Source organism: Nonomuraea sp. NPDC049269 (assembly GCF_043197155.1).
Taxonomy (GTDB): Bacteria; Actinomycetota; Actinomycetes; order Streptosporangiales; family Streptosporangiaceae; genus Nonomuraea.
The window spans coordinates 779,823-797,298 of record NZ_JBICSO010000002.1; the positions used below are offsets into that span (position 1 = coordinate 779,823).

At 68.0% G+C, this 17,476-nt stretch carries 23 protein-coding genes and 1 tRNA gene; 9 read left to right on the forward strand and 15 right to left on the reverse strand.

Features of this window, described 5'->3' with window-relative positions:
* The first annotated feature begins 74 nt into the window (after nt 1–74).
* Nucleotides 75–926 carry a zinc metalloprotease HtpX gene (gene htpX, locus ACGFNP_RS13435; protein WP_358339732.1) on the forward strand — a complete coding sequence of 284 codons (852 nt, stop codon included), beginning with the start codon at nt 75–77 and terminating at the stop codon, nt 924–926.
* A 40-nt stretch (nt 927–966) separates the two neighbouring features.
* Here the strand turns inward: htpX and ACGFNP_RS13440 are convergent, their stop codons facing one another.
* Genes ACGFNP_RS13440 through ACGFNP_RS13460 form a run of 5 tightly spaced genes read right to left on the reverse strand, consistent with a single transcriptional unit; the run spans nt 967 to nt 4,667 of the window.
* Nucleotides 967–1,176, reverse strand: a complete 210-nt coding sequence (locus ACGFNP_RS13440; RefSeq protein ID WP_393318056.1) for a ferredoxin — start codon at nt 1,174–1,176, stop codon at nt 967–969.
* Between the two features lie 19 nt (nt 1,177–1,195).
* Nucleotides 1,196–2,398, reverse strand: a complete 1,203-nt coding sequence (locus ACGFNP_RS13445; protein WP_358339736.1) for a cytochrome P450 — start codon at nt 2,396–2,398, stop codon at nt 1,196–1,198.
* Nucleotides 2,399–2,452: 54 nt separating this feature from the next.
* Complete coding sequence (locus ACGFNP_RS13450) at nt 2,453–2,917, reverse strand: NUDIX hydrolase (protein WP_393318059.1); 465 nt, start codon at nt 2,915–2,917, stop codon at nt 2,453–2,455.
* Between the two features lie 34 nt (nt 2,918–2,951).
* Nucleotides 2,952–3,677, reverse strand: a complete 726-nt coding sequence (locus tag ACGFNP_RS13455; RefSeq protein ID WP_358339740.1) for a WYL domain-containing protein — start codon at nt 3,675–3,677, stop codon at nt 2,952–2,954.
* A gap of 12 nt (nt 3,678–3,689) precedes the next feature.
* The gene (locus tag ACGFNP_RS13460) at nt 3,690–4,667 is read right to left on the reverse strand and encodes an alpha/beta hydrolase (RefSeq protein WP_393318062.1); all 978 of its coding nucleotides are present in this window, start codon (nt 4,665–4,667) and stop codon (nt 3,690–3,692) included.
* A gap of 156 nt (nt 4,668–4,823) precedes the next feature.
* On the opposite strand from ACGFNP_RS13460, the gene ACGFNP_RS13465 reads away from it, so the two are divergent.
* A complete protein-coding gene (locus tag ACGFNP_RS13465) occupies nt 4,824–5,660 on the forward strand; it encodes a hypothetical protein (protein ID WP_393318065.1) in 837 nt (278 codons plus the stop codon).
* Between the two features lie 103 nt (nt 5,661–5,763).
* Here the strand turns inward: ACGFNP_RS13465 and ACGFNP_RS13470 are convergent, their stop codons facing one another.
* The gene (locus ACGFNP_RS13470) at nt 5,764–6,270 is read right to left on the reverse strand and encodes a hypothetical protein (RefSeq protein WP_358339746.1); all 507 of its coding nucleotides are present in this window, start codon (nt 6,268–6,270) and stop codon (nt 5,764–5,766) included.
* Nucleotides 6,271–6,362: 92 nt separating this feature from the next.
* Nucleotides 6,363–6,662, reverse strand: coding sequence for an antibiotic biosynthesis monooxygenase family protein (locus ACGFNP_RS13475; protein ID WP_393318068.1), 300 nt, complete (start codon nt 6,660–6,662; stop codon nt 6,363–6,365).
* Between the two features lie 88 nt (nt 6,663–6,750).
* On the opposite strand from ACGFNP_RS13475, the gene ACGFNP_RS13480 reads away from it, so the two are divergent.
* The gene (locus tag ACGFNP_RS13480) at nt 6,751–7,221 is read left to right on the forward strand and encodes a MarR family transcriptional regulator (RefSeq protein WP_358339750.1); all 471 of its coding nucleotides are present in this window, start codon (nt 6,751–6,753) and stop codon (nt 7,219–7,221) included.
* Between the two features lie 4 nt (nt 7,222–7,225).
* Here the strand turns inward: ACGFNP_RS13480 and ACGFNP_RS13485 are convergent, their stop codons facing one another.
* On the reverse strand, nt 7,226–8,047 hold the full coding sequence (locus tag ACGFNP_RS13485; protein WP_393318071.1) for a glycerophosphodiester phosphodiesterase: 822 nt from the start codon (nt 8,045–8,047) through the stop codon (nt 7,226–7,228).
* 172 nt (nt 8,048–8,219) lie between these two features.
* Between ACGFNP_RS13485 and ACGFNP_RS13490 the strand changes: the two genes are divergently transcribed.
* Nucleotides 8,220–9,179, forward strand: a complete 960-nt coding sequence (locus ACGFNP_RS13490) for an ankyrin repeat domain-containing protein (RefSeq protein ID WP_393318074.1) — start codon at nt 8,220–8,222, stop codon at nt 9,177–9,179.
* A 255-nt stretch (nt 9,180–9,434) separates the two neighbouring features.
* On the opposite strand, the gene ACGFNP_RS13495 is transcribed toward ACGFNP_RS13490, so the two are convergent.
* Complete coding sequence (locus ACGFNP_RS13495; protein ID WP_358339756.1) at nt 9,435–9,932, reverse strand: YajQ family cyclic di-GMP-binding protein; 498 nt, start codon at nt 9,930–9,932, stop codon at nt 9,435–9,437.
* Nucleotides 9,933–10,371: 439 nt separating this feature from the next.
* Between ACGFNP_RS13495 and ACGFNP_RS13500 the strand changes: the two genes are divergently transcribed.
* Both ACGFNP_RS13500 and ACGFNP_RS13505 read left to right on the forward strand, forming a co-directional pair.
* The gene (locus tag ACGFNP_RS13500; RefSeq protein WP_393318077.1) at nt 10,372–10,515 is read left to right on the forward strand and encodes a sulfotransferase; all 144 of its coding nucleotides are present in this window, start codon (nt 10,372–10,374) and stop codon (nt 10,513–10,515) included.
* Between the two features lie 87 nt (nt 10,516–10,602).
* A tRNA-Tyr gene (locus tag ACGFNP_RS13505) sits at nt 10,603–10,684 on the forward strand.
* A 740-nt stretch (nt 10,685–11,424) separates the two neighbouring features.
* On the opposite strand, the gene ACGFNP_RS13510 is transcribed toward ACGFNP_RS13505, so the two are convergent.
* Nucleotides 11,425–11,559 carry a hypothetical protein gene (locus ACGFNP_RS13510; protein WP_393318080.1) on the reverse strand — a complete coding sequence of 45 codons (135 nt, stop codon included), beginning with the start codon at nt 11,557–11,559 and terminating at the stop codon, nt 11,425–11,427.
* A gap of 130 nt (nt 11,560–11,689) precedes the next feature.
* On the opposite strand from ACGFNP_RS13510, the gene ACGFNP_RS13515 reads away from it, so the two are divergent.
* Genes ACGFNP_RS13515 through ACGFNP_RS13525 form a run of 3 tightly spaced genes read left to right on the forward strand, consistent with a single transcriptional unit; the run spans nt 11,690 to nt 13,496 of the window.
* On the forward strand, nt 11,690–11,911 hold the full coding sequence (locus ACGFNP_RS13515) for a hypothetical protein (RefSeq protein ID WP_393318083.1): 222 nt from the start codon (nt 11,690–11,692) through the stop codon (nt 11,909–11,911).
* Complete coding sequence (locus ACGFNP_RS13520) at nt 11,908–12,501, forward strand: RNA polymerase sigma factor (protein WP_393318086.1); 594 nt, start codon at nt 11,908–11,910, stop codon at nt 12,499–12,501. The genes ACGFNP_RS13515 and ACGFNP_RS13520 overlap by 4 nt, the downstream gene beginning before the upstream one ends.
* Nucleotides 12,498–13,496, forward strand: a complete 999-nt coding sequence (locus ACGFNP_RS13525; protein WP_393318089.1) for a CU044_5270 family protein — start codon at nt 12,498–12,500, stop codon at nt 13,494–13,496. Before ACGFNP_RS13520 ends, ACGFNP_RS13525 begins: the two co-directional genes overlap by 4 nt.
* A 26-nt stretch (nt 13,497–13,522) precedes the next feature.
* On the opposite strand, the gene ACGFNP_RS13530 is transcribed toward ACGFNP_RS13525, so the two are convergent.
* The 5 genes from ACGFNP_RS13530 to ACGFNP_RS13550 are packed head-to-tail and all read right to left on the reverse strand — an operon-like array spanning nt 13,523 to nt 17,466.
* The gene (locus ACGFNP_RS13530) at nt 13,523–13,921 is read right to left on the reverse strand and encodes a DUF6379 domain-containing protein (RefSeq protein WP_393318092.1); all 399 of its coding nucleotides are present in this window, start codon (nt 13,919–13,921) and stop codon (nt 13,523–13,525) included.
* A gap of 9 nt (nt 13,922–13,930) precedes the next feature.
* On the reverse strand, nt 13,931–14,959 hold the full coding sequence (locus ACGFNP_RS13535) for a sugar phosphate isomerase/epimerase family protein (RefSeq protein ID WP_393318095.1): 1,029 nt from the start codon (nt 14,957–14,959) through the stop codon (nt 13,931–13,933).
* 25 nt (nt 14,960–14,984) lie between these two features.
* Nucleotides 14,985–16,085, reverse strand: a complete 1,101-nt coding sequence (locus ACGFNP_RS13540; RefSeq protein ID WP_393318097.1) for a sugar phosphate isomerase/epimerase family protein — start codon at nt 16,083–16,085, stop codon at nt 14,985–14,987.
* Nucleotides 16,082–16,495 carry a DUF6379 domain-containing protein gene (locus tag ACGFNP_RS13545; RefSeq protein ID WP_393318101.1) on the reverse strand — a complete coding sequence of 138 codons (414 nt, stop codon included), beginning with the start codon at nt 16,493–16,495 and terminating at the stop codon, nt 16,082–16,084. The genes ACGFNP_RS13540 and ACGFNP_RS13545 overlap by 4 nt, the downstream gene beginning before the upstream one ends.
* Nucleotides 16,492–17,466, reverse strand: coding sequence for a sugar phosphate isomerase/epimerase family protein (locus tag ACGFNP_RS13550; RefSeq protein ID WP_393318104.1), 975 nt, complete (start codon nt 17,464–17,466; stop codon nt 16,492–16,494). The genes ACGFNP_RS13545 and ACGFNP_RS13550 overlap by 4 nt, the downstream gene beginning before the upstream one ends.
* Nucleotides 17,467–17,476 lie beyond the last annotated feature (10 nt).

Below are 17,476 nucleotides of genomic sequence, written 5' to 3' on the forward strand. Positions count from 1 at the left end.
TGAGCACGACGGGGAACGATGGACCGGGGGATCGTCGTTGGACCGGGTGAACCCACACCACGAAGGGGGGAACCTTGCACCACAACGGTCTGCGCACCGCCATTCTGCTGGGCGGCCTATCTGCGTTGATACTCGCGGTGGGAGGGTGGTTGGGCGGCGGCACCGGCCTGCAGATCGCGTTCGTGCTCGCCATGGCGAGCAGTGGTGTCGCCTACTTCTTCTCCGATCGGATCGCTCTGTCGGCGATGCGGGCTCGGCAGGTCAGCGAGGTCGAGCAGCCCATGCTCTACCGGATCGTACGGGAGCTCTCCACCGAAGCCCGGCAGCCGATGCCGCGCCTGTACATTTCCCCCACCGTGCAACCGAACGCCTTCGCGACCGGGCGGAGCCCGCGCCAGGCCGCGGTCTGCGTGACGTACGGGCTCACGCAACTGCTCAACCCGGACGAAATGCGCGGGGTCATCGGGCACGAGCTGTCCCACGTCTATAACCGCGACATTCTGCTCTCATCGGTGGCCGGGGCACTGGCCACGATGATCACTTGGCTCAGCTATCTGGCCGTCTTCTTCGGCGGGTCCGACGACGACGAGGGGCCCGGGTTCCTGGGGGCGCTGCTCATGATGCTGCTCGGGCCGGTGGCGGCGGGGATGGTGCAGATGGCGATCTCCAGGACGCGGGAGTTCCAGGCGGACGAGTCGGGTGCTCGGCTGACGGGCGATCCGCTGGCGCTGGCGTCGGCGTTGCGCAAGATCGAGATGGGCGCTCGCCGGCTGCCGCTGCCGGAGAACAGCCGACTCACCTCGGCTTCCCACATGATGATCGCCAACCCGTTCAGCGGGTCCGGGTTCGGGCGGCTGTTCTCCACGCACCCGCCCACCTCCGAGCGGGTGGCCCGGCTGGAGCGCATGGCAGGCTACCGCCGCTAGTCCGCCCCGTCGGGCTCGGGCAGCAGTGCGACAGGCTGGGCTACGTCGTCAGGTCGGGCTCGGACAGTTGGATCGCGGCGGCCGGGCAGACGCTCGCCGCCTCGCGCACGGCCTGGTGCAGGCGCGCCTCCGGGCTGTCGTCGAGCAGCAGCACGATCCCGTCGTCCTCGTCCTGGTCGAACACCTCCGGCGCGATCATCACACACTGTCCCGCCCCGCAGCACTTGTCCCGATCCACCGCCACCCTCATGGCCGTCCCTTCTCCGCGGTCACCACCTGATGGGCACCTGCTGGAGCCCGCCGACGAGCAGCCCCTCGCGGCGGGCCAGCTCGCGGGCGGGAACGGCCAGCTCCAGCGAGGGCAGTCGGCGCAGCAGTACGGACAGGACGGTCTGCAACTCGGTGCGCGCCAGCGCCTGCCCCACGCACGAGTACGGCCCGGCGCCGAAGGACAGATGGGCGTTGGGGGAGCGGCTCACGTCCATGTCGCCGGCGTCCTCGAAGGCCTGTCCGTCGCGGTTGGCCGAGGCCATGCTGCAGACCACCGTGGTCCCGGGCGGCAGCGTCGTGCCGCCGACCTCGATCTCCTCGGTGATGTAGCGCGGCATCCCGAATCCGGGGTTCGCGTCGAAGCGCAGGGTCTCCTCAACCGCCGAACGGACGAGCGACGGGTCCGCCAGCAGCCGCTCCCACTGCCGTCGGTCGGCCAGCAGCATCGCCACCATCTTCCCGATCATGTTCGCGGTGGTCTCGTGCCCGGCGACCAGGAGGCTCTGGCCGGTGCCCAGCACCACGGCCTCCGTCATCAGGTCGTCCTCCTTGACGAGGGCGAGGAGGTCGCTGATCAGGTCGTCGCCGGGTTGTGCCTGCTTGGCGGCGATGTGCGCGGCGAAGTACTCGTTGAACTCGGCCTGCGCGGCGTCGATCTCCTTCTGCTCGTACTTCGAGAGATTCATCAGAGTGTCCGACCAGTACGCGAACCGGAACCGGTCCTCGTTCGGCACCCCGAGCAGATCGCAGATCACCCATACCGGCAGCGGAAAGCCCAGGCCGGAGACGAGATCGGCCGGCGGCCCCTGCGCCACCATCGCGTCGATCAGTTGCTCGCTCATCGCCGCCATCCGCGGAGCCATGGCCGCGACGCGCTTGGCGGTGAACGCCCTGCCGACCAGGCGGCGCCACCGCTGGTGCCCCTCGCCGACCGAGGCGGCCATACCGCTCCTGCGCTGGGCGAACGGCCCGCCGGACGCGTTGGTGGTGGTCCTGGCCGCGTTGGCGGCGTCCAGGTGGCGGGTGAACCGCGGATCGGACAGCACCTGCTTGACGTCGTCGTAGCGGGTGAGCAGCAACGCCTCGTCGCCGCTGGCGAGCCGGATCGGCGCCACCGGGCAGCCCTCGCGCAGGTTCGCCCACTCCTCAGGCGGCTCCAGGGCGGTGGGATTGCGGAACGGGTAATCGGGCGTGCCACTCACGGTGACCTCCGGATGGCCGATATGACCGCATTTAAAACAATTGCCTTATTCCCGTCAAGCAGCAGAATTGATCTTGCGTACGATGGCGGCGAGGTCCTCGGGGAAGTAGACCTCGTCGGTGGCCTCCAGCTCCTCGGCGCTCCACCACCGATGACCCAGCGTGGTGTCCTTCTCCAGCTCCTCCATGTGCTCGTACGAGATGGTCACGCCCTCGGGCACCCGGACCGCGAAGAACGTCTGGTCCTGGGTGACGGCGTACTCGGCGAAGAAGAACTCGATCGTGCCCGTCCCGTACGGCCCGGTGAGCTGGTCGGCGCCGGCTCGGATGCCGACCTCCTCGTGCAGCTCGCGCAGGGCGGCCTCCTGGAGCGTCTCACCGTCATCGGCGGCGCCGCCGATGGTGTACCAGAACGGCTCGTCGGGCCGGGCGGGATCGAACCCGTGGAGCAGGAGCACCCTGCCCTGTTCGTCGATGGGCAGGGCACGGCCGGTGAAACGGCGCAGGGGGATCTTCGTCACGTCTCCGAATTGTGGGTGATTCCTGGGGTCAGCGCTAGAGGTCGCGGCTCGGCCCGCTGAGCGAACGGAGCGTCTCCGCCTGGCGGGCGCGATCGGCCAGGTCGTGATCGAGTGCGGCGATCGTACGGGCTGGGGAGGGTTCGTCGCGTAGCTCGGCGGCGCGGATGCGGTCCAGGCGGAACCCGCGCCCCGCACGACGGCTACGGCACCAGCCGATCAGATACCAGGAGCCCCCGGAGGCCAGCAGCCCGCCCGGCTCGACCTCCCGCTCGCTTTCCCGGCCGTTCGAGTCCGCGTACCGGATCCAGACCACCCGCTGCCGCGCCACGGCCTGTTCGACGGCGGCGAGGATGCCCGGAACGGTACGGGCGGGCAGCACATGGATCCGCTCGGTCAGCGCGCGGACCTCCTCGGCGGCGGACTCGCCGAGCGCGGCGGCCAGCTTCCGCATCGCGCCTGGACCGGCGGCCGAGAACGGGGTGGCGTCCTCGGCCCCGGCCAGCGCCGCCGCCACCGCGAGCGCCTCGGCGGCGGTGAGATTGATCGGCGGCAGGGCGCTGTTCCTGTCGATGAACCACCCGCCGTACTGCCCCGCCTCGCTCCGCACCGGCACACCGGTCTCCATCAGCGCTTGCAGGTCGCGTTGTACGGTGCGCCGCGACACCGCGAACCTGTCCGCCAGCCACCCAACCGTCCGGGGCCGAGGCGCGATGGCCCGCAACTCGTCGACCAGGGCATACAGGCGTTCGGTACGGTTCATGGCGATAACAGGTTAGGCGAGGTGGCGTCGGATGAAGTCTTCCTGACCCGCCAGTTCGCGCCGGGCCAGGGCCGTGGGCTGCAGCGTGAACCCATGCCACCCCTCGGCCGCCACCACCAGCTCGGCCGCGTTCCCCGCCGCCCACCAGCGGGCCGCCATGAACAGCGTGTCATCCAGCACCGGATCGGCCGTGCCCACGGTGAACCGCGCAAGGGGCATCCTCCTCAGATCGGCGTAGAGCGGCGAGATATCGGGATCAAAGCGTTCCTCCATCTTCCGCCCCGTCAGCGTCTGATCGCGGAACCACTTGAGGATCGGGGCGTTGATCAGCCGATTGCGGTCCCCGGCCCGGCGACTGCTCGGTGTCCCGTGCGCGAGGTCGTACGTGCCGAAGGACAACTGCGCGGCGCGGAACGCCTCGCCGGGCACCAGGCCATGCCGGTCCCGCAACCGCAGCAAGGTGGTCACGGACAGCCGGGCGCCCGCCGACTCACCGCCGATCATCAACCGTTCGGTCCCGAACTCGGCGGCGGCGTGCTCCAGCAGCCAGAGCGCGGCCTGCTCCGCGTCGTCCATGGCAGCGGGGTAGGGATGTTCAGGCGCCAGCCGGTATTCGACGCTGACGACGGCGACGCCGCAGTTGACCGCCAGATCACGCAGCCGCGGATCCTGGCCATCCGCCGAGCCGATCACCCCTCCACCACCGTGGTAGTGCAGGAACACGCCCGCCGGCGCTCGCCCTTCCCCCGGCAAGAAGACCCGCAGCGGGATCCGGCCGCCGGCGGTTCGCCAGCTCCCCTCTGGAAGAGGTGGCGCGGCCGGGAACCCGCCGCCACCCGAACGCTGGAAGGAGCGGGCGGCCGGCGGGTCATTCTGCACGTGGAGCGGGGTTTGGCGGTCGAGTAGTGCTTCCAGGCGGTCGTTGGCGGCGCGGGTCTCGGCTAGGTCGTCCGGGTCGAGTCCGGTGACGAGGATCGTGGGTGGGGTCATGGGGCCAGGTTCGACCGGGGGCGCGACACCGTACTGTCACGGTTGCGTGGTGACCTCCATCACAACGCGTTACGCGATCTTCGAAATCTCCGCTGAGCTTGACAGTTGATCTTTTATGCACAAGGTTGTTGCGTCTTTCCCTTCCAAGGAGCCCTCATGAAGCAGACTGTCGTGGGCGTAACCCTGATCGCAGGTCTGGCGCAGCTCGCCGCCGCCCCCGCGCAGGCAACCCCCCAGGTCGACCCGGTAAAAGCGCTCCAAGCCGCATGGACGCGCGGCAAGGGCATGAACGTCGTATCCACCACAAAGGTCGATTACGGTCGCGGCCTGTTCTACACGTTTTATATGGACGGCACTGTCGGGTTAGGCGCGCAGGGCGAAATCACCTCTGATGAGTCCCAAAGCCTGCAGCTCAGCAAAAGACTGATGAGCGGCCTGAAGAAACTCGGTATGGGGGAGGACGCCGCCGAGGATGAATTACCCCTGCGGGTGATCTCGTCAGGCCACGACGACTACGTCTCAGGCCCGAGCCTTGCCGACGCATTGCCTCAGGGCACGAGCTGGGTGCGTTACCCGTATGCCGATCGGCCGACCGGCAACCTGCTGCTGGATGTTCTGGAGCCGACCACGCTCAAGGCGCTGCTGGCGCACCGTACCTCCTGGCGGGGTGGGGTGCTGAAGGGGACGATCAAGACCGACAAGCTGGCCAAGGTGTCCCGTTCCTTCGCCTCGCGCTTCGGCGCGTACTCCGGGAGCGAGCCCGTCAGCACCGTCGCCTACACCCTCCGCCTGGGCTCGACCGGACTGGTGGAGCGGCTGTCGGCCAAGGGTGTCCTGCGCTCCTACAAGGGTTCCCTCCGGATCGACTCGGACACCCGCTACTCCGCTTGGGGACAGCAGGTCACCGTTCTGCTGCCCCTGAGAGGCGATGTGATCGACCAGGAGCAGCTCAAGGGCAAAGTGCCCAATCAGGTGCCTAGCGCCTGGAATTAGCTGGTCACCACCTGTCCTCACCGGCGGCCTGCGGTCGCTGAAAATCGGGGCCCCCAAACCGATCGCTGAGATAGTCGCCGCGCACCAACGGTAGGGCGCCCGATCAGTTTGCGTCGTCAGGGTCGCCGAAGGCTTTCCGGATCTTGGCAGCGCCGTACTGGCCCGCGGGATTGCAGATCGGGCACGCGCATGGCGGTCTTCCGTGGGCGTCCGGCATGTAGCGCCACCCCGTCACCTGATTGACGCTGCGGATGCGGTGGATCTCGTCAGCCCGGACAGGCCGCGAGAGGAAGAACTCGTACCCGCGCGCATCCGGCTGGGCCGCGATCAGCGCCGCCGCTTTGGCGCTGGTCATCTCGGCGGGAAACCGGCTGTAGTGGCCGACCTGCACCGGTTCGTCATCTGGCACTCGGAAATAGACGGCGACGAGCGTACGCTGCCCGCCTCGCCGCAGCTCGCGGACCCACTGATGGGTGATCTGGTACGACGGGAGCACCGGCAGGCAATAGACGCCAGAGACCCCCTCATGCCCACCGCTCACCGCGCGGATGCCGCTGCGCCGCATTGACCGTGTGTTCTTGGCCGCGGTGATGTGAACAAGCATGGTCATCGTGACAGGCTCCTGGCGAGATCGGGTAGAAGGTGGAAGATGCCCCTATCGCGGGGCCGCGCGCAGGACAGCGGTGGAGCTTGGTGAAGCGGCTACATGCCGGCGTCGGCCAGAACGCCCTCTTCGGCGCTGACCAACTCGGCGATGGTGCCGAAAAAGGCAGCGATGCCCGGCAGGTTGGCGCCCTTGGCACGCGAGGCGGCGAAGTCCTCCGCCGAGCGCCATTCGACGACATCCAGCCACTCGTCTCCGGGCAACCGCACCAGACGGGCACCGAGGAAGCCCTCCCGGTCGCCGCGGAAGTCGGCCAGCATCGCCGGGCGTGCCGCCAGCATCGCCTCCGCGTGGTCAGGGCGCACCTTGAAGCGGGTCAGTTCGATGGTTGTGCTCATGGGTTCCTCCTCGATCGCGGTACGGTGAGAACGGTATAGTCACCCAAGTATATAGTCAATAAAGGTGACTACTAAGCGGAGGCAGATCATGAGGCGTAGCGAGCGAAAGCGGGCGGATCCTGATTTGGGGGTGCTCGCCAGCCAGTTACTGTTCGCCGTGCAGGAGGAACTGTTCGACACCCTCGCCGAGCAGGGACATCCCGGCCTGCGACCGCAGCATGGGGCGGTCCTGGCCTATCTGGATGCCGAGGGCAGCCGTGCCACCGATCTGGCCCGCTCGTCGGGGCAGCACAAGCAGGTCGTCGGCAAGCTGATCGACGAACTGGAGGCCCTTGGCTACGTCGAACGCCGCCCCGACCCCAGTGACCGCCGCGCCAAGCTCATCGTGCCCACAGCGCACGGGCTGGACCAGATGAGTCGCTCGGACGCCATCCTGGCCGCGATCAAGCACCGGCACACGCACGCCATCGGCGCCGACGTGTACGCCGAGTTCGAGCGCCTCCTGCGCGAGATCACAAGACGGCAGCGCGCCTGGCGGGAGAGCGCGGGGGACTTATGACCAGCTACTGGCACTTCCCCTTGAGCCAGGCGCTGAGCTGGGGTGTGTAGTCGGTCGCGATCCGCTTGGTCTGCCGCTGGAGTGCGGCCTGCCAGGCGCTCTCGTTCAGCTTCCACGAGGGCGGCGGTTCCTCCCATTTGGTGACCTCCGGCCAACTGGGCCCACCGGTCAGCACCCGAGCCAGGCCCGCCGCGGTGACGCGCCGCTTGAGCTCGGCCTCGAGGTCGGCGTCATGGGAGTACAGGATGATCTCCTGCGACGCGTACCCCTCCCTGACCGGGTCCAGCACCTCCGCCCATGATCGCGACTTGATCGCGGCGTCGGCGCCGAGCAGGAGCGGCCGGGTCTCGGGCTTGATCTCGACCAGCCCGATCATGCTGTTGGCCTTCATGGCGGCCAGCCACTCGCGGAAGGTGTAGACGGTCTCACCGCTGAAGACGCCCCGGTTGATCGTTCGCCCCTTGAGCGCGGTGTCACCGGCGGCCCACCAGATATCGGTGATGTTCTTCTTGACGCCGCTCAGGCCCCAGGTGGAGGTGTTGTGCCACATGACGGCCTTCGTACCGTCCTTGGTGAGTTGCAGATCTGCCTCGACCCCCGCCGCACCCCAAGCCTTGTACTTCCGGATCGCCGTGGGGTTGTTGGGCTGGCGTACTTGATCCCTGTTCCAGGTGTCGGCGCCGTTGGCGCCGCTGGGATAGCCGCCGTGACCGAAGATCTGCGGACACGGCGGGAGCGCGGCGTTCGCCATTGCGGGACTGCTCGCAGGCAGTACGGTCGCCAGCACACCCACGGCCAGCCCGCCTGCGACACGCGATAACGCCAAGACCCCACCTTTCGATCACGCAAGTCCCGCGACTTTGGCATATCCCACTCAACGCTCGCAACCACAGGGCCCCACGCTCTATGGCGGGCGCTCTCGCATGCCCATCCCGATTTTGTCAGCCCCATCGGCCATGATCGGCACACACTTTCGGTACGTCCTTCCAAGGAGCGCCATGTCTGTCAATGAGCGACTCGGCTGGTCCGGCGTCGGCTGGGATGGCTGGACCGACCTCGACCTGATCCGTGCCCGGCTCGACGCGGGCGCGGACCCCAACTCGGGCGTGCCCCTCCACGTACGACCGTTACACGCCGCGGCTGAGCAAGGCTCACCGGAAGTCATCACGGAACTGGCCCGGCGCGTGGACGATGTCGACGCTGAGCATGAGGGCCGTACCGCGCTCTGGCAAGCCGTCTTCGCCAACCGCCCCGACAACGCCCGCGCACTGGTCGATGCAGGAGCCGACCCGTGGCGGCCGATGATGGGCGGCTGGTCACCCGGACGGCTCAGCCTGGCTGGACTCACCCCAGATCTGTTCCTTGTGCCGCCCGGTCAGGCGGGCCTGTCCACAGCGGAGATTGAGGCGGCGGCGGAGTCCAGGCGGTTGATCGCAGCCTTCGGCACGCTGTACGTGGAGGGCACCGGGCTGGCCTGCGTGGCCGGCATCACCGCGGCAGAAGCGGCAAGGCGGCTGTCGGCCACACCGGTCGAGGAGTCGGAGATCGAGGAGCTCGGATACGACGACGATGACGAAAGCATCCTCACGGTCGGTATCACGGATGTGCCCGGCGGATGTGTCGTCAGCCAGCCCTGGGGATACGGCCCGGAGATGCCCCGGGTCATGAAGCTGCTGTCAGCGGGCACTGTCTGCTACGGGCTCTACGCCAACCCCAAGAGTGGGAACCAGGGGAGCATTGTCCGTGACGGTGTCATCGAGGGCCGAGATCTGCACCCGGGCGGCGGGCACCCGTCGTCCGACGACTCGGCCAACGAGATCCTGGCCTCGTTCCTCTACCGGTACAACGCCGTGGCCTACTGCTGCGCCTACGCGGGACTACGGTTGACGAACGCCGCAGCCGTCAACGGGTCGCCCGACATGTGGGTGCGGCTGCCGGACGGCGACTACTGGCACTGACGACGGCCCGCGCCGAGACGGACTTTGCCCCCAATAAGCCATCTGCCCCCACCGACCGCGCACCTGCTGCCGGGCTCCGTGGTCGCACATCTGATCACCGGCGGCCCGCACGGCCGACCTTCCGCCCCGGCGCTTAGCACGTATGCGGAGGAGCGGCCCGAGGCACAGGAGAGAACGCGTGCCCTCGTGGACAGCGTGCTCGGCCGTGTGCCCCGGATGTGCCCTCCGCGATCTCTGACGTACGGTGGGCGCCCGCTACCGGTAATTCACGAACTGCAGGGCGATGTCCAGGTCCTTGCCCTTGAGCAGGGACATGACCTCCTGGAGATCGTCCTTCTTCTTCGAGCTGACCCGCAGTTCCTCACCCTGAATCTGGGCCTTGACGCCCTTGGGCCCCTCGTCGCGGATGAGTTTGGAGATCTTCTTGGCGTTCTCCTGGTCGATGCCCTCCTTGAGCGCGACCAGCATGCGATATTCCCTGCCGGACAGCTTGGGCTCATCCGCGTCGAGGATCTTCAGGGAGAGGCCTCGCTTGATCACCTTCTCCTTGAACACGTCGAGCGCGGCCCCGGCCCGCTCCTCGCTGTTGGCCTTGATCTCGATGCTCTGCCCGGACCAGCTGATGCTCGCCCCGGTGCCCTTGAAGTCGAAGCGGTGTCCGATCTCCTTGACCGTCTGGTTCAGCGCGTTGTCGACCTCCTGGCGGTCGATCTTGCTGACAATGTCGAAAGATGAATCGGCCAAAACGCACATCCTCTCGCTGCGTAAGCATTAGGCGGTATCCGGTTCCAGTTCTTGCGGACCTCGAAACGCGCCCCCTGCGAACGCGGACCCCAGCGTACGAGCCTAGCCAGCATCGGGGCGTCGTGCAGGGCAGCCGGGCCTTGATCCACACACCGTGCCGGCGGATCGTCGGCATCGCCTGCCTATTAGGGCGGGTTCCGATCAGGTTGGCAGGCGTCATGCGGGTGATCGGGGTCGGCTTCGGTCGTACAGGAACGCTGTTCATGAACGGCGCGCTCGAGCGGCTGGGAGCACTACCCCCGCGCCAAGGTCATCCTGACCGTGGGGGCCCAGAGCGCTGGCTGGCCGGTGAACGCGACCATCTTCAAGCACGCGTTGTGCACCTTCTCGAAGCATGTCGCCGAGGTCAAGGCCGTGATCGCGATCGAGCGCCCGCTCGTTCTTCCAGGTGAGCCCGGGCTGGGAGCCGCTCTGCGATTTCCTCGGCGTCCCGGTGCCGGAGGACCCGTTCCCGCAGGCCCATGACGCGGACATGTTCACGAGGACGGCACGGTCGGCGGTGGGGACGCTGTTGTTTCGGCGAAGCAGATGAGCGTGATCCGGCGTGGGACAAACCGGTGTCACGCGTACCTCGGAAGTCCGCTATTCTTCTTTCTGTCGCCGCGAGAGCGGAGGACGAGGCAGGTTGCCCGAGTGGCCAAAGGGAGCGGTCTGTAAAACCGTCGGCTCAGCCTACGCAAGTTCGAACCTTGCACCTGCCACACCAGCCTGAAGAGGCCCGTCACCAGCGGAAACGCGGTGACGGGCCTCTCGCTTTGTGTCCGGCTGTCCACGGTCGTCAACGGCGCTCTACGGGCTCGTGCGTCGTATGCGTGTCGGCGATCAGTCGGGCTTTTGTGGAGGCTTCAGCGCCTCGCTGATCAGCTTTCGGGCGAAGTCGTCCTGACCTACGATGCACTTCGCGTAGACCCGTAGAAGCACGTTCACGTTGTGACCCGCCCACTCAGCGACCTGGGGGCCGGAACCCCAGCGTTGAGCCACGTCGAGACGCAGGCGTGCCGCAGGTCGTATGGCCGGGCAGCGAGCGGTGAGGCGACCTCAGGCATGCTCAGCGCCCCCATACGAGCTTTCTGCCAAACGCGGCCATAGACGCTCTCCGAGAGCGGACCGCCGCGCTCTCCGACGAATAGGTGACCGTCCGGGCTTACGCCATACGTCGCGAGGTGAGCGCGAAGAATAGCCACCAAAGGCGGAGGGGCGAGAGCCCGCGTCATGAACGCCTCTCGCCAGGGCCTTTCAGTGGTGAGTGACCGCACGGTGTAGGTGGTGCCCGTTGGTGAGCACGCGCCACACGCGCACGTCGTAGGTGGTGTTCATCAGGCGGTCCTCTCGGGAGCTGACCGGCCAGCTCCGAATCACGGGTGTACTGGGAGATGAGCGACGTGATGTCTCGCCGGTCGCCCCGCGCCCCCGCACCGTCGTGGCGGTCGACATGACCAGGTCAGATGCGCAGGAACCGGACCCCGGCACCTGGCTGTTGAACAAGATCGACGCCCGCGAGCGGGCCCTGACCGGCCAGATCGAGCAGACCCAGGCGGAGGTTGACGCCATGGCCGCGCAACTCGGCGAACTGCACGAAAGAGCCGGCCCCACCGCCTCCCGTGGTCCCCGACCACCCCGCCTATCGGCAGATTCTGGACGTCTTCGCAGGCCTCGGCCGCCCCCTACCAGCTCGTGACCTCCGCGAGGCACTGGACCTGCCCATCGTGAAGAAGAACACCGAAAACATCCGCGCCAAGCTCAAGCGCCTGGTCAACCAGGGCATTCTGGTCGAGACCGAGCCAGGATTGTCGCTCAGCCACGCCCCCAACCCAGCTGATAACGCCCTGACCAGCCCGCCTTCCCCAAGGCAAAGGACGAAAGGGTCATCAACTCGCGCAATGCTCACCGAGAACTCGATCCGTCACATCGGGAAAAGACAGGCATGACACAAACGCACCCGGCGGTGACAGCCGAGGTGGACGACGCCGAGCTGATCCGCTGGTCACGTGACGACCCAGAACAGTTCGCCGGCCTGTTCGACCGCTACATCGAGCAGATCCACCGCTTCGTCGCCAGGCGGCTCGGCACTCAGGCGGCCGACGACATCGCGGCTGAGACGTTCCTGACCGCCTTCCGTGGCCGCGCTTCCTACGACCCTGCCCAGCGGCTCGCCGGTCCTTGGCTCTACGGCATCGCGACCAACCTCATCGCCAAGCATCGGCGCGGCGAGGAGCGGTTCCTGCGCGCCTTGAGCCGTACCGGCACGAACCCGCTGCCCGAGCCGCCGATGGCCGACACGGTCGTCAGCCGCGTGGCCGCGCAGGAGGTGGACCGCCGGCTCGCGGGAGCGCTGGCGTCCATGTCCTCCGGCGACCGCGACGTGTTGCTGTTGGTGGCGTGGGGCGAGCTGACGTACGAGGAGGTCGCGGCGGTGCTCAAGGTACCGATCGGGACGGTCCGCTCGCGTCTCCACCGAGCGCGCAAGAAGGCACGGATCGCCCTCGGGGGCGACGATCCAACAAGAGAGGTCGCATGATGGACGAGATCAAGCAGTTCCTCGGGTCCACCCCGGTGATCACCCGCGAGGCGAAGGACGCGGCACGCGCCCAGCTCCTGCAGGCGATGCGCGAACCGCTCCCTCAGCCGGCGAGGCGGCGCACGTTCCGCATCCCGCGCCTGGCCTGGCGGTTCGGGATCGCCGCCGTGGCGGCCTCGGCCCTGCTCGTCGGCTACGGCGTGGTACGCGGTGACGATCAGTCGGCCGCATACGCCGAGGTCAAGGAGCTCGGCGAGCGGGCCGCCAAGGCAGCCGAGCGCGGCCCCGACGACGCCTACACGCGAACCCCTTCTCAGGGGCAGTGGCTGTACGTGAAGGAGTCGATCGCTCCGCTGCTCGCCGAACCCCGGCCCGAGGTGGATCGCGACAGGCGCGAGACCCTGGAGACCTGGTACAGCCTGGACGGCAAGCAGATGGCGATCGACGACGGCGCGGGCAAGCTGGCCATCGAGGAGGTGAACGCCGGTCTCAAGGGATCCGACCTGGCCCAGGAGCCCGTCACGCCCGACGCGATGCTCGCCAAGGTCAAGGCGTCCGTCGCCGCGACGCCCGCCTCGCCGTTCGAGCAGGGGCGGGGGATGTCCGAGCAGGAGCGCGCCTTCCACACGATCAGCACGCTCATGGGCGGGCAGCCGCTCACCCCGCAGGTCCGCGCGGCGCTGTTCCGGGCCCTGCCGAAGATCGACGGCGTCTCGGTCAAGCAGGACGCCGTGGACGCCGCGGGCCGCCACGGCGTCGCGTTCGCCTACACCGGGCCACGGGAACGTTCCGAGATCATCGTTGACGCCGATGACTACCGCTTCCTCGGCCTGTACGGCGAGAACCTCGCCGACCAGCCGTTCCCCAACGAGGGCGGACCGGCCGCTCCGACCCTCCCCAGCGGGACGGCCGGAACCGTCAAGGCCGGCGCTCCGCTGGTGTGGAGCGCACAGCTGGAGACGAAGGTCGTCGACAAGCCGGGGACCCGTCCCTGACCCCCGGCTGAGTAGCGGGACGTGACTCAGGCAAGTACAACCTCTCGCTCGACGGGAACCCGGTTGCTGACGTAGCGCTGCGGGGCAATCTGCATGTAGAGCAGCCGCAGGGTCAGCACGATCTCAACCCTCACCTTGGCTCCGGGCTCCGGCGCCGGGTCGAGCTGGATGATCACGTCCGGCCGATCACCGACGAACCAGAGCGTCTCCCACTGGTTCGGCAGTTCCTCGACCCGGTAGCTGTGCCCCTGGAGCTCGAACCGCAGCCGGTCGGCGGGGATCTCCTGGCCGGACACCTTGGCGGTGAGGTTGTCCACCGCCGACAGCCAGAGACTGCGGTACCAGGGCAACTGGATCGAGACGGCGATGCCGTCCGGGTGCCGGTGGACGTCGGTCTCGGCGAACAACGAGTTGTGAGTGGCCACGATGCGTCCTCAGGCAATCGATTGGATGGTGCGGCGGATGAGCTTGTGCTGGGCTTTGACGAGTTCGACAGGGTCCGACTCGCCCAGGTCGGCGAAGGCGTGCCCCTCCCACTCGCTGGACAGGTAGCCGGTGTAGCCGCCCTCGACGAACTGCCGGATGATCCGCGGGATGTCCATCGCGGGCTCGTCGCCGTTGTCGTCGATGTCGTAGAACTTGGTGTGCACGTGAAAGATCCGCGGCATGATGTCCATCCACTCCTCCGGAGGCACCAGCCCGTGCATGTTGAAAGCCAGCCGGGTGAACGGCCCGAGCCGCGCCGGGTCGAAGCCGTGGGCGCGGAGATACTCCTCGAACTCCTGGTTCCGCTCGTGCATCGGGACTGGTTTGCGCCAGATCCGCTCCATCACCGCGAAGTGCTCGTCCGGCAGCCCCATCTGCCGGAGTGTGCGGTGCAGCGTTGGTGACAGGCTGTGCATGGTGGCGCTGAAGTCGGCGGTGAAGCCCAGCCGGTCGGATCCCAAACTGTCGTACAGCTCGCGGATTCCCATGATCTTGTCGTCGTTCGGTCCGGCCGGGGCATGCAGTTCATAGGCCAGCCGTTGGTCGTACTTCTCAGCCAGCGGTAGCAACCGTTGAAGCAGTTCCCGGCCGGCGCTGCGGATCACGACGGTGTGGAAACCGAGCCGGTTCGCCGTCCGCAGTTGCAACGCCAGGAAGTCGTACTCCTCGTCCAGGGTCATGTCCCGGTCCTTGCGTCGGCCCATGTCGAGGTTGGTGCCCATGGCGCTGGGCTCCAGCCCGAGTTGGTCGAGGCGATCGCGCCACATCCGAACGAAGTCGTCGTCCACGGAGGGGTAGGTCCGCAGCATCTGCGCGGCGTTGAACTCCACGCCCGGCCCAAGCCCGGAGTCCGCGACCTCCTGCAGCAGGCTCTCGAAGGTGTAGCGCCCGGCGGCCCACTCGGAGGTCAGTGAGTACAGGGTGATGCCGAGCTTCATCCCGGTGCCGGCGATGTCGGCACTCGAGGTCGTGGTCATGGTCATTCCTCCACCTAGAGATTGATCAGCCGCGGACGGGCTGGGCGAGATGACGGTGCAGGGCGTCCCGGGCCTGCGCCGGGTCGACGACCATGCGCGAGCCGGCGTTGTGTGCGGCCGAGCGCTGAAGCGCCTGCTCGGCCCGGACGATTTCGAACGGGCTCTCCCAGTAGTTCCAGTGCCAGCCCTCGTACTCGCTGGAGACGGCGCCGTTGTAGCCGACATCGACCAGCAGCGCGATCAGGTCGCGCACCGGGACCGACGGCTCCTCGCCGACGGCGTCGACACCGAAGAACTTGCCGTGACAGTGGCGGATCCACGGAGCGATCTCGCGCCAGGTGTCAACCGGCGCCGGGCCGAACAGGCCGGTTCCGTTGATCGCGAAGTCGATGCCGAGATCGGGCTGGCCGTGGCGGTGGGCCAGCTCGATGAAGGCGCCGAACCGCCGGCCGTGCGCGGCCTCGGTCAGCGGCGGGCCCTCCTGACAGGTCTGGTCCCACAGCGCGGAGACGGCCTGCAGCAGTTCCTCGGTTGCTCCGCGGCGGCGGTACGCCTCCAGCAGGGACGGCGCGAAGCGGCTGACGGTGGCTCCCCAGTCGGCGGTGAACCCGAGAAGGGGCGAACCGAGCTCCTCGTATTGGTCGCGCAGCGCGAGGATCAGCTCGTGACGGCCGTGCTGGTGGGCGTGCACCTCGAGGGCCAGCGTGACACCGTACCGCTCCGCGACTGGGAGAAGGGCCTGCATGGAGTCGGGGGTGAGCGAAATCTGCACCCGGGCGATCGGGAAACCGAGCTTGGCCGCGGCCTCGATCTGACGGGTCATGTAGGCGACCAGCTCGTACTGCGACATCAGGCGGTCCGGCCGCAGCGCCCAGTCCCCGTTGATCGCCAGTGAGGTCGGCACCAGGTCGACCTCGGCCACCAGGTCGCGGAACCAGCCGACGAACGCGTCGTCCAGCTGGGGAAAGCCGCGGAAGCTGGAGAACCCGATGATCTCCAGGCCTGGCCCGAAACCGTCGGCGGCAACCTTGCGTATCAGTCCCTCCAGGTCATACTCGCGGGCGTGAAAGGCGCGGGTGAAGCTGTAGAGGGTGACCCCCTGGATGGGCCGGCCTGGTGTCATCACTGCCTCGCCTCCATCGTGGCCGCCGTCGCGCGCATCGTCTTGGAGTCGCGCTCCTCGATCCGCAGCACGCCGTGAGCTGTGACGATGTACGGGATGTAGAGCTTGAGTTCGATGTCCACGCGGTGCTCGGTGTCGCCGGGCTCGACCGCGAGGTCGCCCTCGACGACCGCCGAGTCGGCCGGGAACCACCATTCGTCCACTTTGTCGGCCAGGTCGGGGATGGCGAACGTGCGGTCGTTCATGGTCCAGCGCAGCGACTCCGCATCGGCCTGGACGCCGTCCACCGTGAACGTCACCTCCGCGATGCACGATCCCGGGAGGGCCCGGTACCAGGGCAAGCGGACCTCGACGCCGGCCCGGGAGCCGTCCGTCGTCAGGGTTCCTTGTTCGATGATCCGGTCGGGAATCACCACGATCTCCTTGTCAGCGCTGGAAGCAGAATCTGGTGGAGGTGATAGCCGCTGAGCAGCGCGCTGGTGGCCGGGTGCGGACTGGGTGCGGTGTTGACCACGATCCAGCCGCCGTAGCCCAGTCGGCCGAGCGCCGCGAGTACCGCCGCCGGATCGACCAGGCCCGGCTCCTCGAGTTCACCGAACCAGCGCGGGATGCGGCGCTGCCCGCCGGACTGCCGCAGCGTGAATTCCGCTCCGGGACGAGTGAATTCGCCGAGCCCGTCGCCGGCCAGCGCGTTCGACAGGATCACGTGGCGCAGCGGCAGCGGGCTGCGCTCGATCTCGGCCAGCGGATCCCGCCCCGCCGCGGCCAGTTCGCCGGTGTCGAGGGCGAGACCGACCAGGGCCGGATCCAGCGCCGCCAGCAGGCGGTCCCAGCCGTCGGCCAGCCGTAGGCAGGACAGGAAGTCGAACCGCACCGTCGTCGTCACCCCCAGCTCCGCGGTCGCCTGGCCGGCGGCGTTCCAGCACTCGGCCAGCGCCGCGATCGCCGCGTCGTCCGCTTTCCCGGCGGCGCCCGAAGGTGCGGGGCGGCAGACCAGGACGTCGCCTCCGGTCAGCGCGACCGCCTCGGCGAACCAGCGGCACTTCGCCACTACCGCGTCCCGGTCGGCCGGCCTGCGGGCATCCGCACCGTGGCTGAGGTCTTCGTGGAAACCCTGACCGGGGTCGACGACGAACGCGGCGACGGCGTCCAGCGCGCACGAGCGGACGAACTCGCCGAAGCCGTCGACCGATCCGAAGTTGGCCGCCAGTTGGCGAGGGTTGCCGAGCGGCTGCCACCGGCCGGTGCCGGACGTCAACTGGACGCCGCTGAAGCCCGCGATCGCGATCGTCTTCAGCGCGCGCTCGTGGTCGCGGCGCCGGACGAAGTCGTCGAACTGCGGCTTCCACTGGTCGATCGCGTATCCCAGTTTGAACGTGGTCATGATGATCCTT

Coding starts and splice junctions, on each gene's coding strand:
- ACGFNP_RS13520 (WP_393318086.1), top strand. CDS start 11,908: ATGACACAAACGCACCCGGCGGTGACAGCCGAGGTGGACGACGCCGAG.
- ACGFNP_RS13490 (WP_393318074.1), top strand. CDS start 8,220: ATGTCTGTCAATGAGCGACTCGGCTGGTCCGGCGTCGGCTGGGATGGC.
- ACGFNP_RS13460 (WP_393318062.1), bottom strand. CDS start 4,667: ATGACCCCACCCACGATCCTCGTCACCGGACTCGACCCGGACGACCTA.
- ACGFNP_RS13475 (WP_393318068.1), bottom strand. CDS start 6,662: ATGAGCACAACCATCGAACTGACCCGCTTCAAGGTGCGCCCTGACCAC.
- ACGFNP_RS13480 (WP_358339750.1), top strand. CDS start 6,751: ATGAGGCGTAGCGAGCGAAAGCGGGCGGATCCTGATTTGGGGGTGCTC.
- ACGFNP_RS13495 (WP_358339756.1), bottom strand. CDS start 9,932: ATGTGCGTTTTGGCCGATTCATCTTTCGACATTGTCAGCAAGATCGAC.
- ACGFNP_RS13525 (WP_393318089.1), top strand. CDS start 12,498: ATGATGGACGAGATCAAGCAGTTCCTCGGGTCCACCCCGGTGATCACC.
- ACGFNP_RS13455 (WP_358339740.1), bottom strand. CDS start 3,677: ATGAACCGTACCGAACGCCTGTATGCCCTGGTCGACGAGTTGCGGGCC.
- ACGFNP_RS13465 (WP_393318065.1), top strand. CDS start 4,824: ATGAAGCAGACTGTCGTGGGCGTAACCCTGATCGCAGGTCTGGCGCAG.
- ACGFNP_RS13550 (WP_393318104.1), bottom strand. CDS start 17,466: ATGACCACGTTCAAACTGGGATACGCGATCGACCAGTGGAAGCCGCAG.
- ACGFNP_RS13470 (WP_358339746.1), bottom strand. CDS start 6,270: ATGACCATGCTTGTTCACATCACCGCGGCCAAGAACACACGGTCAATG.
- ACGFNP_RS13535 (WP_393318095.1), bottom strand. CDS start 14,959: ATGACCACGACCTCGAGTGCCGACATCGCCGGCACCGGGATGAAGCTC.
- ACGFNP_RS13440 (WP_393318056.1), bottom strand. CDS start 1,176: ATGAGGGTGGCGGTGGATCGGGACAAGTGCTGCGGGGCGGGACAGTGT.